General features: G+C 35.4%; 12 protein-coding genes. 10 read left to right on the forward strand and 2 right to left on the reverse strand.

What is annotated here, in order from left to right:
* The first annotated feature begins 1,657 nt into the window (after positions 1 to 1,657).
* From QWY86_RS08655 to QWY86_RS08700, 10 genes are all read left to right on the forward strand, one after another.
* A complete protein-coding gene (locus QWY86_RS08655; RefSeq protein WP_290240937.1) occupies positions 1,658 to 2,605 on the forward strand; it encodes an outer membrane protein assembly factor BamD in 948 nt (315 codons plus the stop codon).
* Between the two features lie 3 nt (positions 2,606 to 2,608).
* Positions 2,609 to 2,935: a DNA-directed RNA polymerase subunit omega gene (locus QWY86_RS08660; protein WP_290240939.1), complete on the forward strand. Its 327-nt coding sequence runs from the start codon at positions 2,609 to 2,611 to the stop codon at positions 2,933 to 2,935.
* Positions 2,936 to 3,036: 101 nt separating this feature from the next.
* Positions 3,037 to 4,233 carry a bifunctional phosphopantothenoylcysteine decarboxylase/phosphopantothenate--cysteine ligase CoaBC gene (gene coaBC / locus QWY86_RS08665; RefSeq protein ID WP_290240941.1) on the forward strand — a complete coding sequence of 399 codons (1,197 nt, stop codon included), beginning with the start codon at positions 3,037 to 3,039 and terminating at the stop codon, positions 4,231 to 4,233.
* Positions 4,230 to 5,123 carry a type IX secretion system protein PorD gene (gene porD, locus QWY86_RS08670; protein ID WP_290240943.1) on the forward strand — a complete coding sequence of 298 codons (894 nt, stop codon included), beginning with the start codon at positions 4,230 to 4,232 and terminating at the stop codon, positions 5,121 to 5,123. The genes coaBC and porD overlap by 4 nt, the downstream gene beginning before the upstream one ends.
* Positions 5,124 to 5,423: 300 nt before the next feature.
* Positions 5,424 to 5,795: a BlaI/MecI/CopY family transcriptional regulator gene (locus QWY86_RS08675; protein ID WP_290240945.1), complete on the forward strand. Its 372-nt coding sequence runs from the start codon at positions 5,424 to 5,426 to the stop codon at positions 5,793 to 5,795.
* 87 nt (positions 5,796 to 5,882) lie between these two features.
* Complete coding sequence (locus QWY86_RS08680; RefSeq protein ID WP_290240947.1) at positions 5,883 to 7,775, forward strand: M56 family metallopeptidase; 1,893 nt, start codon at positions 5,883 to 5,885, stop codon at positions 7,773 to 7,775.
* 100 nt (positions 7,776 to 7,875) lie between these two features.
* Positions 7,876 to 9,528 carry a DNA repair protein RecN gene (gene recN / locus QWY86_RS08685; RefSeq protein WP_290240949.1) on the forward strand — a complete coding sequence of 551 codons (1,653 nt, stop codon included), beginning with the start codon at positions 7,876 to 7,878 and terminating at the stop codon, positions 9,526 to 9,528.
* A 57-nt stretch (positions 9,529 to 9,585) separates the two neighbouring features.
* Positions 9,586 to 10,821, forward strand: a complete 1,236-nt coding sequence (locus QWY86_RS08690) for a carboxypeptidase-like regulatory domain-containing protein (RefSeq protein ID WP_290240951.1) — start codon at positions 9,586 to 9,588, stop codon at positions 10,819 to 10,821.
* 63 nt (positions 10,822 to 10,884) lie between these two features.
* On the forward strand, positions 10,885 to 12,138 hold the full coding sequence (locus QWY86_RS08695) for a carboxypeptidase-like regulatory domain-containing protein (protein ID WP_290240952.1): 1,254 nt from the start codon (positions 10,885 to 10,887) through the stop codon (positions 12,136 to 12,138).
* Between the two features lie 60 nt (positions 12,139 to 12,198).
* A complete protein-coding gene (locus tag QWY86_RS08700; RefSeq protein ID WP_290240955.1) occupies positions 12,199 to 13,263 on the forward strand; it encodes a PA0069 family radical SAM protein in 1,065 nt (354 codons plus the stop codon).
* Here QWY86_RS08700 and QWY86_RS08705 read toward each other — a convergent pair whose 3' ends face one another.
* On the reverse strand, positions 13,264 to 13,785 hold the full coding sequence (locus QWY86_RS08705) for a CAP domain-containing protein (RefSeq protein WP_290240957.1): 522 nt from the start codon (positions 13,783 to 13,785) through the stop codon (positions 13,264 to 13,266).
* A gap of 125 nt (positions 13,786 to 13,910) precedes the next feature.
* Positions 13,911 to 16,457 carry an ATP-dependent Clp protease ATP-binding subunit gene (locus tag QWY86_RS08710; protein WP_290240959.1) on the reverse strand — a complete coding sequence of 849 codons (2,547 nt, stop codon included), beginning with the start codon at positions 16,455 to 16,457 and terminating at the stop codon, positions 13,911 to 13,913.
* Between the last annotated feature and the right edge of the window lie 74 nt (positions 16,458 to 16,531).

The following is a 16,531-nucleotide window of genomic DNA, read 5'->3' on the forward strand; positions in this document are numbered from 1 at the left end:
GTACTTCATTACCCCGCTTGCGCTACATTGACATCTCTTTTAAGAACTTATTCGGCTCGGTACCTCGCGGCGGCCTCATTTATATATCTTTAAACTCAAATTAACGCTGAAAGTCTGTTTCGTCTTTCGTTGCCCGTTTTTCGTTTATTTCAATCTTGTTTATCCCCTTCCCGGCATCCGCCGTTCTGGTTTTTCATTCCCTTCGTTTCCGTTGGGAGTGCAAAGGTAGGAATCTTTTTTTAACTTCCAAATAAAATTTAATTTATTTTTTCGTCCGTTTCTTATTCCAAATCCCACTCTTCAATACCGCTGTTTTAATAGCATCGCTTCCTTCCGAAGCGGGTTGCAAAAGTAGAAAACTTTTTTCAATCACCAAATTTTATTTTAAAATAATTTCCGGTGTTTTCAGCTTCTCATTTCTTAACCCCTCTTCCTCCGAAGCGGGTTGCAAAAGTAGAAAAATTATCCGTGTGCACAAAGTAGGCAAAGCTTTTATTTGTTAGTCTATCCCTAACTACATGGATTTCAAGGAGAAAAAATCATGTTGAATCAAAACTTTTTAGCCGCGTAGTTTGTTTGGAGTGGTTTTTCTGACGTTTATAGGAGTTGTTTATTTCGATGCACAGGCGTTTTTAAGGGTTTCCCGCAGATGCCCGCAGATAAAAAACGCAAATTGAAAAGGATTTTTTGTTTGTTAAAAGGTTTTTTACCACCTAAGACACCTTGGTAGAATGCAATAACCAATGTTCAAACTTCAAAACATTCCAACTTTCAAACATTCAAACATTCAAACATTCAAACAATAGAACAAAAATGTAATGCTAACGACTTTTTACCATCTAAGGCATCTTAGAACAGCTAAGCAGAATCTGCAATAACCAAATTCAAACATTTAAACTTTCCAACTATACAACAACTCTAAAAGATAACCACTTTTACCACCTAAGATACCTTAGTAGAATGCAATAACCAATGTTCAAACATTTCAACTTTCAAACTTTCAAACAATACAACCTTCAAATAATATCAGCCAGAGGAGCAAAACAGATAAAAATAATGCACTTTCTTCGGAGCTTCTTCGAAGCTTGTTCGAAAAAAGCACCCATTTCTCGAAGAAGTCTCGAACAAGGTACCTAGAAAGTGCAATAAAACCCATGCGGTAGAAGATGGGATTTTCTAAAGATTATGGAAATTCAAAGCACACAAAAGTTTAGCAGATTGTTCAATGCTTAAGCTCAAAACATTTCAGCTTTCAAACTTTCAAACAATACAACAACACGATAAGACTAACCACTTTTACCATTTAAGGCATCTTAAAACAGCTAATTAGCGGGGCTTCTTTCAAATTCAAAACCTTTAAACCTTAAAACATTTAAACAATTAGCAAGCTCTAGTGCTGTAAACCTGCGTAAAATAAACCCGGGTGAAATGGAAAACCCGCAAGTGCAGCAAAGCGAAACGAGGATTTGGAATGGAAAACGGGACGAACGTTCATATGAAAACCGAAGCCTGATTTACTAATAATATACGACTACCTAAAATAGAACGTAGTTATGTTAAAAATTGTTAACTATATATATGTACTGAAAAGCAATAAGTAGCTTAGCGGCCAATTGTTTTATATTGATGTTATCGTATTATTAATTATCTTTGCAGAATGTTTAAAGTTAAACACTTATTTATTTTAGTATTTATTGCCGCTTTAGGTATGGCGGGTTGTAAGAGTCGTTTTGAAAAGTTACGTGCCAGTAACGATGTTAAAAAGAAAAATGAGGAGGCCATTAGATTATATAATAAGCGTGATTATAGTAAAGCGTTGGTGCTTTTTGAAGAATTAGCTCAAAAATACCGTGGTCGAGAAGAAGCTGTAGGAGTTGCTTATTATTATGCCAATACCTTATTTAAATTGCAGGATTACACTACTGCTAGATATCAATTTAAAAGTTTCGCAGATACCTATCCGGCAAGCCCTAATGCTGAAGAGGCTCGTTATATGGCGGCATATTGCTACTATTTAGAATCGCCTGTTTTTTCTTTAGACCAGGAAAACACTTATAAAGCAATTGATGCACTGCAGTTATTTATAAACTTATACCCAACTAGTGAACGTGCTGCTGCTGCTGCAAAATACATTGGCGTATTGAGAACCAAGCTGGAAGATAAAGTTTTTGAAAATGCAAAACTTTACTTAACTACTGGTCCGAGTAATGTAGAAAACTACAGGGCCGCTGTGATTGCTTTAAAAAACGCACAGAGAGATTATCCGGATATTAAATATGCGGAAGAAATGGATTTCTTAATGATTAAGGCACAATATATGTATGCTAAAACCAGTATTCCAATTCGCCAGGAAGACAGATACAATGAGGCTACATCTTTATATGAAGAATTTACAGAGAAATACCCGCAAAGCAAATTCATTAACGATGCTAAGCAATTAAAATCGGATATTGAAAATGGAATTAAGCAAAACAAAGCTGAAATGGCTATGTATGCTGCCGACCAGGCTAAATATATGGAAATGCTTAAGAGAACAGGTAAAGTAAAAGATACCGTTTCTCAAAAACCAACTAACGCAGATAATACGAATATTAAAAACAAGTAATACATGAATACTAACAAACCTGCTGTTCCGAATACTACGGTTACCAGAAATGTACACGATTTAGACAGAACTACTGATAATCTTTATGAATCATTAGTTGTGATTGCTAAAAGAGCAAATCAGATTTCGAACAATATGAAAGAAGAATTGCATGGTAAATTAGCGGAATTTGCTTCGAGCAATGATAATCTTGAGGAGATTTTCGAAAACCGTGAGCAAATCGAAATCAGTAAGCATTACGAGCGTATGCCGAAACCAGTTTTAGTTGCTATGGATGAATTTTTAAACGAGAAAGTTTACCACAGAAATCCGGCTAAAGAACAAAAATAAGATTAGCATAGCGCATAGAGGTTGGAGTTTCTAGCTTGGAGCTTAGCTTTCTTAGCATTAAGATCTATGCACTTTGCTTTATGCTCACCGCACATTGCTCTATGCTTAAAAATAAAAATATAATACTTGGCGTTTGTGGCAGTATTGCAGCTTATAAGTCGGCCTTTTTGGTTAGGCTTTTGGTTAAAGCTGGTGCAAACGTTAAGGTTATCTTAACTCCAGATGGTGGTAACTTCATTACACCATTAACCCTGGCAACACTTTCTAAAAATCCAGTTTACACTCAATATTTTGAGGAAGAAACCGGTGTTTGGAGTAACCACGTTGAGCTAGGTTTATGGGCAGATTTAATTATCATTGCCCCTACCAGTGCCAATACCCTTGCAAAACTTGCTACCGGAATTTGCGATAATCTTTTAACCGCTGTTTACCTATCTGCAAAATGCCCGGTTTACGTGGCGCCAGCGATGGATTTAGACATGTGGAAACACGAAACTACACAGGGTAATATTTCGAAAATTAAAAGCTTTGGTAACATTGTAATTGCTCCTGAAAGTGGCGAACTGGCCAGCGGATTATATGGTGAAGGCCGAATGGCTGAACCGGAAGAAATTGTTAATTTTTTAAATGATTCGCTGAAACGCGGAATGCCTTTTTATGGCAAAAAAGTAATGGTAACCGCCGGACCAACTTTCGAAGCTATAGATCCGGTTCGTTTCATTGGCAACCATTCATCAGGCAAAATGGGTTTTGCCATTGCAGATGAGTTAAGCAAAATGGGTGCAGATGTAACGCTAATTGCCGGACCAACCGCTCAAAAAGCTGCACAACTATTAAAGCGAATTGATGTTGTAAGCGCAGCAGATATGCTTAATGCCTGTACAGCAATCTTCGCCGAAACCGATATTACAGTAATGTGTGCAGCAGTTGCTGATTATAAACCCAAAAATATTTCTACTCAAAAGATTAAAAAATCGGAAAGTGAATTTAATCTAGAATTAGAAAAGACGACCGATATTTTGGCATCGCTTGGCGTAGTAAAAACGCAAAACCAAATTTTGGTTGGCTTTGCTTTAGAAACAAATGACGAGGAAAATTATGCAAAAGGGAAACTGGAGAAAAAAAATCTTGATCTGGTGATTCTAAATTCTTTAAATGATAAAGGCGCTGGTTTCAAATCAGATACAAATAAAATTACTATTTTTAATAAGGCACTTCAAAAAACTGCGTTTGAGGTAAAATCAAAAGCAGAGGTTGCAAAAGATATTTGTAGTGAAATCTTAAAACTCATTAAATGATAAAAAGACTTGTTTGTTTATTGTTCATCCTTAGTTTCGGAAAATTATATGCACAAGAGCTTAACGCTCGTGTACAGCTATTGGCTCCGCAAGTTTCGAATATAAACAAGCAACAGCTAGACATACTGCAAAGAACATTAAGAGAATTTTTAAACAATAATAAGTTCACTACCGAAACCTATAAAGCGCAAGAAAGAATAGATTGCAATTTTGTAATTACGATAACATCCTGGGATGGTGGTTCTGGCTATACAGCAGAAGCTCAGATTCAAAGCAGCCGACCTGTATTTAATTCGACTTATAACAGCACCTTGCTTAATATGAGCGATAAAAATTTCGATTTCAGCTACAATGACGGCTCAACAATCGATTTTTCAGATCAGAATTACATATCAAACATTAGTGCTTTATTAACCTATTATGCTTATACCATTATCGGGTTAGATAAAGACAGCTTTGGTAAAATGGGTGGCAATGTTTACTTTAAAAAAGCACAAAACATAATAAATCTGGCCCAGGTTTCGGGTAATACAGGTTGGCGAGCAGCCGATGGCTTGCGTAACCGTTTCTGGTTTAATGAAAATGCCCTAAATCCTATTTTCAGCGAATTACGAAATTTTATTTATAATTATCATTTCAAAGGTTTAGACCAACTGACTAATGACGATAAAGGCTTAATGCCAATTGTTTCTGCACTTACCGAGCTGCAAAAAATGGACAAGCAAAAGTTAGGTTCAATTTTCCCAAATGTATATTTTGCTGCAAAAGCTGAGGAAATTACAAATGTACTTGCAAAGTTGAATACCCAGGAACGTTTAAAAGCCTACAACTTACTTTCAGAAATAGACCCAGCCAACATTGGCAAATACGAAGGGCTAAAAGCAAACTAGTTTTATAATTTCTTGTAAAGCAAATACGGCATTTCATATTATTGTTAGTCCTGCTTTACGCTTATACGCCTGCAGGCCTTATCCGCATGGCCGGTATTCGCTGCAATCAGGTTTAAAGAAGATACTTCAGTAAATAAAACTTCCTTCCCTCCTGCTCAAATTTTAAATAATAGTGCAACGTTTTCATACAAACTGCGTCATATAGTAGAAATAGCTTTTGTTAAAAATCTGTTAAATAATTTTGATAATACGAATATCTTCGTACATTTGATTACGAAATAGTTCGTACAACTGTAACATATGAATAATAACAACATCAAACCAACAGAAGGTGAAATGGAAATTTTACAAGTGCTCTGGCAAAAAGGCCTTTGTACTGTAAGAGAAGTGCATGAGGCTTTAAATAAAAAAGATTCTGGCTACACTACTACCCTAAAACTTATGCAAATTATGCACGAAAAAGGAATGGTAGAAAGAGATACTAATCAAAAAACGCACATCTATAAAGCCATTGTTAATCAAGATAGAACAGAAAAGCAATTGGTAAATAAAATGATTGATAATGTGTTTAATGGTTCAGCTGCAAGGTTGGTTATGCAGGCATTAGGAAATCATTCTGCAACAAGTGAAGAATTAGACGAAATAAAAAAATACTTGGATAGCCTTAAGTAGTCGTTAGTCGTTAGAGAAAACTCTTGAGAACCTGGGTTAGTATAAAAAAATAAAAAGTAACTGATTTTTAAAATTAGAGCAATTAACATGGAAACTTTATTACCTCAATTTATTAAAGCTTTTGGATGGAGCATTTTAAATTCGCTTTGGCAAAGTGCGCTTATTTATGGTGTTTTATTTATTGTTTTACTTAGCCTGCCTAAGCTTGCCGCTAAATACAAACACAATTTAGCATTTGGCTCAATCCTATTAATGTTTGGTTGTTTCATTTATAATCTAATAGATATACTCCTAAAGAATTTACCAATTTCCAGGACAATTAATAACGTACAAAATGTTAATACATATGCCTATATTAATAATGTACCGGAAAACTTTAGTACAAAAATAGAGCAATACTTTCCGGTCGTTGTAGTGTTTTATGTAATGGGCATTTTGTTACAAATACTCGTTATCGTTAAAGGCTATAATCAGTTGGCACGCTTTAAAAAGGACAACTTGAGCATAGTTCCTAATGACTGGAATGATATTTTCCAAAAAGTTACCGCTAATCTCAAAATCAGTAAAACTATAAAGTTCCATTTATCATCCATCGTAAATGTACCATTGGTTATCGGTTACTTAAAACCTATGGTATTATTTCCAGTTGCGTTAATTAATGAATTAGACAATGACCAGGTTGAAGCCATTTTAATTCATGAGCTTTCACACATTCGCAGAAATGACTTTTTATTAAACCTTATAAAAACGGCTATAGAAACTTTTTTATTCTTTAATCCATTTGTTTGGATGGCAGGCAGATTTATACATATAGAACGTGAACATGCTTGTGATGATTTAGTATTAAAGCTGACAGGCAAGCCTTTGAATTATGCACATGCCTTATTAAAATTAGAATTATTAAAGGATAAAAATAGTCCGGCTTATGCATTAGCTGCTACCGGAAAAACTCAAAACTTGTATCAACGTATTAAGAGAATCACAAATATGAAAACCAATTATTTAAACGCAAAACAGCAAATGGCTGCCTTAACATTAGGTGTTGCCTGCCTATTCTCTATTGCATGGATAAATCCTGTTAAGAAAGAAACTAAAAAAGTAACCAAAAAAATTGAAACGATAACCGCTAATCATTTCAGCACCAACGCAGTTGTGCTCAACGATACGACTAAAAAACGTAAAATTAGAATTGTAACGGTTGATGCTAATGGAAAAAGAACCGAATACAATTCAGTAAAAGAAATGCCGGATAGCTTGAGAAAAGATTTTTATGATGATGAACTTTTTGGTGGAAGAAGAGCAATTATTTACAGAGGAGATTCTGCTTTCAAATTTAAAGATTCGTTGTTCGCAGCTAAAATTCATCGTGAGTTTTCATCGCCAGAAGCAAAATTGAAATGGAAAAAATATGGAGAAGATATCGCCAGAGAATTTTCCTCTCCAGAAGCCCAAGCCAAATGGAGAAAAATGGGTGAGCAAATGACTAAAGAATTTTCTTCGCCGGAGGCACAAGCCAAATGGAAAAAACTTAGTGAAGACTTGGCAAAAGAATATTCATCGCCAGAAGCTCAAGCCAAGTGGAAAAAATTTGGTGAAGACATTGCAAAAGAATATAACTCGCCTGAAGCGCAAGCAAAATGGAAAAAGATGGGAGAAGATATGTCTGCGCAATTTAGTACGCCAGAATTCAGAGCCGAACTTGATGCCTTGCAAGAAAGGGTACTTAAATATGATGGTAAGAAATTAACGCCGCTATCTCGCATTAAAAAAGATTCTTTATCACGGATTTATCGTTATGAATTTTCATCTCCAAATGGTGGAAGGATAATTTATCGCGATAACCAGCCATCTAAAAGCGTTAGAGAATCTGATGAGTATAAAAAGCTTAAACAAAAGTTTGAGAAGGAAGTTAAAGAATTGGTAGAGAAACAAGAAAAGAAAGAAAGCCTTGAAAGACGAGAGCGCACAGAAAAAAACTAAAAACCAAATAAATAATATCTGTAAACAGCGAAGAATTATCTTCGCTGTTTTTATTTTAGGCTATTGTTAAAATAACTTTTTTAGTATTTTCGCATTAGCTATGCTACAAAAACTATCTATCCGTAATTACGCATTAATTGATAGCCTTGACATCGAGTTTGATAAAGGTTTGAATATAATAACTGGTGAAACAGGTGCTGGAAAATCAATTATACTTGGTGCTTTATCTTTAATTTTAGGTCAGCGGGCCGAAAGCAAATATTTTTTTAACCAGGATAAAAAGTGCGTAATAGAAGGTACATTTTTATTGGCGGATGAGCAACTGAAAGAAAGTTTCGACGAAAATGACCTAGATTTCTTTAAAGAAAGCATATTAAGACGTGAAATATCAATCGATGGAAAATCCCGTTCTTTTATAAATGATACGCCGGTAAATTTATCCATATTAAAGCAAATTGGCGAGAAGCTAATAGATATTCATTCCCAACATGCCACGCAAGAAATCAATAATGCAGATTTTCAGTTATTGATGGTTGATTCATTGTCAAATCATAATACATTATTAGCCGAATACCGATTAGGTTTTAAGACTTATAAAAAAGATTCAGCCCTGCTCAAAAAATTGACCGAAGGAGCTAACGAAGCGAGAAATAAGCAAGATTATGAGCAATTTCTTTTTAATGAATTAGAGCAGGCTAACTTGCAGCCCAGTGAGCAAGAAGATTTGGAGATGGAGTTAGAAAAACTGACCCATGCAGAAACGATCAAGCGGGCATTGATGAATGCGAATGCTTTATTGACTGAGGCAGAGCCATCGGCGATTTTAATTTTAAAAGAAGCTCAGATGCAGTTACAAACTGTAGAAAAGTTTGATTCTTCTATTAATTTGCTATATGAAAGACTAAAATCTAGCCTAATTGAAATAAAAGATGTTGCAGACGAAATATCGATAATTGAAAATAATACAATTCATAGTTCTGAGCGATTGGATATCATTAACCAGCGTTTAGATTTATTATATTCTTTACAGCAAAAACATAGGTTAGATAGCAACCTTGAGTTAATTGCACTAAAAGACCAATTGGAGCAAAATTTAAATCAACTTTTATCATCTGATGAGCAGATAGAAAAACTATCAAAGCAAATTGAATTACTCAAGATAAATTTAACAAAACAGGCAAAGGAATTAAGCCAAAATCGTGAGAAGGCAATTAAATTAGTACAAACTAAAACAGAGGCAACTTTAAAGCAAGTAGGTATGCCCAATGCAAAACTAGTTTTAACACAAACACCACTTACAGAATTATCAAAAGATGGATTAGATGAGATTAGTTTGCTGTTTTCTGCAAATGCCGGACAAGCACCTGCCCCAGTAAACAAAGTTGCTTCTGGTGGAGAACTTTCTCGCTTAATGCTTTCCATTAAGGCATTATTGGCTAAACATACCGCCTTGCCAACCATTATATTTGATGAAATTGATACTGGTATTTCTGGAGAAACAGCACTAAAGGTTGGAGAAGTAATTTCAATACTTGGAGAGAATATGCAGGTAATTTCGATAACACATTTACCTCAAATTGCTGCAAGAGGCAAATCGCATTATTTCGTTTACAAAGCAGATGATGCTGGAAAAACTACCACAGGAATTAGAAAATTAAAACAAGAAGAAAGAGTGGATGCAATTGCGGAAATGCTTAGCGGCAAAAATCCTGGAGCTTCAGCCATAGAAAATGCAAAAGAGCTTTTGGGGTAACATTTCTAATCATTATTGTTACTTTTTAAACTAATAAATTAGTTTATATTTGTTTTAATGAGAAGATTGTTTCTAATATTTGCCCTTAATCTATTGACTATTGTTGCTTTTGCGCAAAATGTTGTACTTTCTGGAGTAATAAAAGATAAACGCGGTGAGGTTTTGCCTGGAGCCGGGGTTTTTGTTAGTGGTTACAAAATTGCAACCGTTGCAAATAATAATGGTGCTTACACCTTGGGATTGAAACCTGGTAACTATGATATTCTTTTCCAAATTATTGGATATAAAACAGTTGCAAAAAATATTCTTATAGAAGATAAAGCAACAAAACTCGATGTTGAGTTGGAAGAGGATGCCATGCAACTGGATGAGGTTACCATAAAACCAGATCCAAACCGAGCTGGCTACATCAGGATGTTTACCGATTTTTTCATTGGCACTACACCAAATGCGGCTCAATGTAAAATCATCAACCCCAATGTTTTAATCATAGATTATAGTAAAGATGATTCGAAACTTACGGTAAAAACCAATCAGTTTTTAATTGTCGAAAACAAAGCTTTAGGCTACAGATTAAAATATCAGATTAATCTTTTTGAATGGGATAATAAAACGAACATAATTTATTACGAAGGTTACCCTTACTATGAAGATTTAAAAGGAAGTAAAGGCCAGATGAAGCGTTGGATTACAAAAAGAGAAATTGCCTACTATGGCTCAAGCAATCACTTTTTAACCAGTCTTTATAATGGAAATTCGAAAGAAGAAGGGTTTATCATTCATAAACTTATTAGGCAAACAGATAAAACGCGACCATCAGATAGTTTGATAAATACAAAAATTAAGAAATTCAGACTTAATGCCTCAGCTACCGCTGGTAAATTAAAATTATATCAAACGGATGCGGATTCATTGAATTATTGGCATAAGCAAAAAAACCGTTCTAAGCAAATTGCTATTTTAAATCAACAAGAAGTGTTACCGGATACCCTAGTTAAAACCTTTAATGAAAGCATTAAATCAATCAATTTTACTGATGTACTATATGTCGTATATACTAAGGAAAAAGAAGATCCTATTTATGCAAACCGGATTGGCATGTCAATATCTCGGCCTTTAACCATGCCCGACTATCAAATATCATTAATAAATTTGCTTGTTGCACCAATATATTTTTATCAAAATGGAGGTACATATAACCCACGCTCTATGCTTTTTGAGGGATACTGGAGCTGGGAGAAAATTGCCGATAGTGTTCCATTAGATTATTTACCACAAAAAAAGAGTAAATAGAAAGTTATTTTAAATGTTAAAATTGTTAAACTGGAAAAGTTATTTTTATAAATCCTCTTCCATTTGGCTACATTAGCATCCATGTATAAAAGCGCTGCTACTTTACTTTTTATATTATTTTTTTCTTCGGGAATTTTAGCTCAAAATACTTTTTCTATAAGTGGTAAAGTTAAGGACGATCAAGGCGGTTTACCTGGTGCGGGCATTTATTTGAGTGGCTACAAAATTGCCACCGTTGCAGATAATGATGGGAATTTCTCATTACCAAATCTAAAACCAGGTAGCTACAATATTCTTGTGCAAATGGTGGGCTATCTCCCCTATTCAAAGTCGGTAATTATCGAAGAAAAATCAGTAAGGGTAGATTTAATATTGAAAGAAAATACAGTTTTGCTTAACGAAGTGACCATCCGGGCTGACCCAAACAGGCAAAAATACATTAAACAATTTACGGAGTATTTCATTGGTACTACACCAAACTCCAAGCAATGCAAGATACTAAATCCGCAAGTTTTACATGTCGATTTTGATATAACTAAAAGCTTGCTTACTGTAAAAACCACAGAATTTTTGATTGTAGAAAATAAGGCGCTAGGTTACAAACTCAAATATATGCTTGATTATTTTGAGTATAATAGTAGAACGCACATCATTTACTTTTCTGGGCACCCGTTTTTTGAAGAATTTAAATCATCACCAGCAAAAAAGAAAAAATATATAGAAGCCAGAGAAATTGCCTATTACGGTTCATCACAACATTTTTTTCGCTCTCTTTACGAAAATAAGAGCAAAGAAGAAGGTTTCATTATCAATAAAATTGTACAAACGCCTAACCCAAACCGATACCCTGAAAACTATATTAATGAGAATTTAATAAAAATCAGAACATTGCCAGAGAAAACAGGCATCAGAAAAGAAGCCGGCAAAATTGATGCAGGCTTATTAGAATTTTGGACGAAGCAAAAAGAAATGCCTCGTTTCATTGATAAATTTAGCAGAGCCGAAGTTAATCCTGATACTTTAGTACGTTTCTATAATGATAATTTAAAATGGATAAATTATACTGATGCGCTTTGCGTTCAATACACCAAAGAAAAGGAATCTTTGACTTATTCTAATACTGGTTTTTGGGTTTTCAGACCATTAGATATTCCAGAACATGAGATTTCTGTTGTTAAATTAACAGATGGCCCAGTTCGCTTTTATGCAAATGGAAGTGTTTACGATTCTCGCTCTATGTTATACGAAGGTTATTGGGCCTATGAAAAGGTTGGCGACATGGTACCGATGGATTATATCCCAATTTCGAGAAGATAATTCTAGTAATAAATTATTCACATGGATAAATAATGCTAAAGATATTAGTATTTTTATGCTATGATGAATGAAGAAGAGCAGTATTTTAGAGGTCGTGGTGCACAATTTAATCCCCATAATAAATTTTTAAAAGATAGTTATGTAAAGGAGCACAATGAGGGCATTGATGATTGGGAAGAAAGTGATCGCAAAACATCCTTCATTTTCGAGCATTCTAAAACAATTGTAAATAAAGTTGAAAGCCCAGACGTTGGCATGGCTTATTCTTTAAATCCATACCAGGGTTGTGAGCACGGTTGCACTTATTGCTACGCCAGAAATGCACACCAATATTGGGGTTATAGTGCAGGTTTAGATTTTGAGCGAAAAATTATAGTAAAAAAGGATGCTCCTGCCCTCTTCAAAAAATTTTTAGAACGCAAAGGCTGGGATGCAACAACGATTTCGTTATCAGGAAATACTGATTGTTATCAGCCTGCTGAAAGAAAATTTAGACTTACCCGCCAGTTATTAGAAATCGCATTGGCTTACAAACAACCTATCGGCATGATTACTAAAAACTCACTAATTTTGCGTGACCTTGATATTTTGCAAGAAATGGCAAAGCTCAATCTTTGTATGGTTTATTCTTCTATTAACAGTTTAAACGATAAGCTACGCCTTGCAATGGAGCCTAGAACGGCTACAGCCAAACAAAGATTAAAAGTTGTGGAGGAGTTGAGCAAAGCAGGCATCCCGGTTGGTGTAATGGTTGCGCCTTTAGTACCTGGTTTGAGCGACCATGAAATACCTGCAGTTTTAAAAGCTGTTGCAAATGCCGGAGCAATTCGTGCCGGATATACTCTTGTTAGACTTAACGGTGCTATCGGGCAAATCTTCGAAGATTGGCTACGTAAAAACTTTCCCGATAGGTTTGACAAAGTTTGGCATATGATTAAGAGTTGCCATGGCGGAAATGTTAACGACAGCCGATTTGGAGACCGAATGCGAGGAGATGGAAATATTGCACAATTGATTAGGGACAATTTTAGGCTACATTGCAGGCTAAACGGATTAAATACTAGAGATATTAAACTGGATCATAGCTTGTTTAAAGTTCCTGGCTCGCAAATTAGCCTGTTTTAGTTACTGCCTTCCAAATTCCTGAGTCCAGTAACGACCATCTTTCGCTACGCCCATATCCCTAAAATTTGCATTCATAATATTTTTGCAATGGCCTTCACTACTCAGCCATGCATCAAAAACAGCTTGCTCATTTGGTTGCCCTGCCGCAATGTTTTCTCCATAACTCATCCATTTATAACCACTAGCAGTAATTCTATCTCCAGGATTTTTTCCGTCTAAAGAAGTATGGCTAAAATAATTATTAGTATTCATATCCTTACTGTGCGTCAGTGCTGCAGCAGCTAATAAATTATTCCAGGTTAGCGCTGCAACTGGCGGCATAACCGTTGTACCGCAATTACATCCTTTAGTTCGGACATCATTAACTAATTTTAGCAGTAGTTCATTATTTAATCCTGTAGAAACTAAAGTTCCGGGATTTACAGGTATAACCTCCTTTTCTGGTAGAATTTTTGAATTCTTTTCGCAGGATATGATGAACGGAGCAGCAGAAAGAAGAACTAAACTTAAAAGTTTTCTCATTGGGATGATTGATTCAGCTTTAGTTATTACTATGTTTTTAAACGAACTAATAACGCAACCGCAATAAATTTATTACAAAAAAAATAACGCAAAAAAAAGCCCCGATATTTCGGGGCTTCCTCTATTTAGTTAGAAGAATCTTCTTCTTTTGGTTCTTCCTTTTTCTTTCCACCTTTTTTGTGGTTCACAGAAATAAGCTCTGTTTCTTTATCATAATCGATTTCTAAAACATCACCTTCGGTTAATTCACCTTTAAGGATTTCTTCAGCAATAGGATCTTCTAAATATTTCTGGATGGCTCGTTTTAACGGACGTGCACCGAAATTACTATCAAATCCTTTATCTGCAATATAATCTTTAGCATTATCAGTTAAAGTAATTTCATACCCTAAAGTATGAACTCTACCAAACAAAGCTTTAAGTTCAATATCAATAATTCTGAAAATTTCTTCTCTGCCTAAACTGTTGAATACTACAACATCATCAACACGGTTTAAAAACTCGGGAGCAAAAGCACGTTTTAATGCACTTTCGATTACTCCGCGACTGTGAGATTCTGCTTGATTAGTTTTTGCCGAAGTAGAGAAACCAACACCTTGACCAAAATCTTTCAACTGACGAGCACCAATGTTCGAAGTCATAATGATGATTGTATTTCTAAAATCGACTTTACGACCTAAACTATCCGTTAACTGACCTTCATCTAAAACCTGTAATAAGATGTTAAATACATCAGGATGTGCTTTCTCAATCTCATCTAATAAGATTACAGCATAAGGTTTTCTTCTAACTTTTTCGGTTAATTGTCCGCCTTCTTCATAACCTACGTATCCTGGAGGCGCTCCAACTAAACGTGAAACCGCAAATTTCTCCATATATTCACTCATGTCAATTTGAATCAGCGAATCATCACTATCAAACATAAAACGAGCAAGTTCTTTGGCTAATTCTGTTTTACCAACACCGGTAGGACCTAAGAAAATGAAAGAACCAATTGGTTTTTTAGGGTCTTTTAATCCGGCTCTTGTACGTTGAATAGCTTTGGTTAATTTCTTAATCGCATCATCCTGACCAATAATTTTCTCAGCAACTTTATCGTACATGTTCAATAGCTTAGCACTATCGGTTTGGCCAACACGTTGCACCGGAATACCCGTCATCATTGCGACAACTTCAGCAACATTATCTTCAGAAACCTCATAACGCTTGGTTTTAGTTTCCGCTTCCCATTCTGCCTTAGCTTTATCTAATTCTTCAATTAAATTTTTCTCCGTATCGCGTAATTTCGCAGCTTCTTCATATTTCTGACTGCGAACAACCTTGTTTTTCTCTAATTTGATATCTTCAATTTTTGCCTCAATATCAATTATATTTTGAGGAACATGAATGTTCGTTAAATGAACTCTAGAACCTGCTTCATCTAATGCATCAATCGCTTTATCTGGCAAGAATCGGTCTGAAATATATCTAGAAGTTAAAGTTACGCACGCTTGAATTGCTTCATCTGTGTAAGTTACACCATGATGCTCTTCATACTTATCTTTAATTCTTGTTAAAATTTCAACAGTTTCATCAGGCGTAGCCGGCTCAACCATCACTTTTTGAAAACGACGATCCAAAGCACCATCTTTCTCAATGTATTGACGATACTCATCTAAAGTTGTTGCACCAATACATTGAATTTCGCCCCTCGCTAATGCAGGCTTGAACATGTTCGATGCATCTAATGAACCAGAAGCACCACCAGCGCCAACAATTGTATGAATCTCATCAATAAATAAAATTACATCTGTAGATTTTTCAAGCTCGTTCATTACGGCTTTCATACGTTCCTCGAACTGACCGCGATATTTAGTACCGGCAACAAGTGAAGCTAAATCTAATGTAACGACACGCTTGCCAAAAAGCACACGAGATACTTTACGTTGAACAATGCGTAAGGCCAGGCCCTCGGCAATTGCAGATTTACCTACACCCGGCTCTCCAATTAAAATGGGGTTGTTCTTTTTTCTACGAGATAAAATTTGCGAAACACGCTCAATTTCTTTCTCACGACCAACAATTGGGTCTAACCGACCTTCTTCTGCAGCCTTAGTTAAATCACGACCAAAGTTATCCAATACCGGAGTTTTCGATTTAATATCCGAAACTTTCTTAGGTGCGCTAAAGCTTTCTTCTTCACGATAATCATCATCGCCACCAGTTGATGCGCTGTTTGAAATATCGTCTCTGAAACCATTCTTATTTACTTCAACTTCTTGTTTAAAAACATCGTAAGTAACACCATACTGCAACAGTATCTGTGAGGCAATGTTATCGTCGTCCCTCAAAACTGATAATAATAAATGCTCAGTGCCAATTAAATCGCTTTTAAATATCTTAGCTTCTAAGTAAGTAATTTTTAAAACTTTTTCTGCCTGTTTAGTTAATGGAATATTGCCCAAATTTACTGTAACACTCGAAGTGCCTCGAACAGCATCTTCAATTGAGCGACGTAATTTACCGGTATCTACTCCTAACGATCGTAAAATCTTGATAGCCATACCATCGCCTTCGCGGATGAGGCCTAATAATAAATGTTCGGTTCCAATGTAATCATGCCCTAAGCGGAGCGCTTCCTCCCTACTAAAAGAGATTACATCTTTAACCTGTGGTGAAAATTTTGCTTCCATAATACCTTTCTTAACAGCTCGCCCCTAAACTATAAAATAAATTATAAAAGAGTACTGCTGATTTGTTTATTTTA

This window comes from Pedobacter aquatilis (genome assembly GCF_030409415.1).
Lineage (GTDB): Bacteria > Bacteroidota > Bacteroidia > Sphingobacteriales > Sphingobacteriaceae > Pedobacter > Pedobacter aquatilis.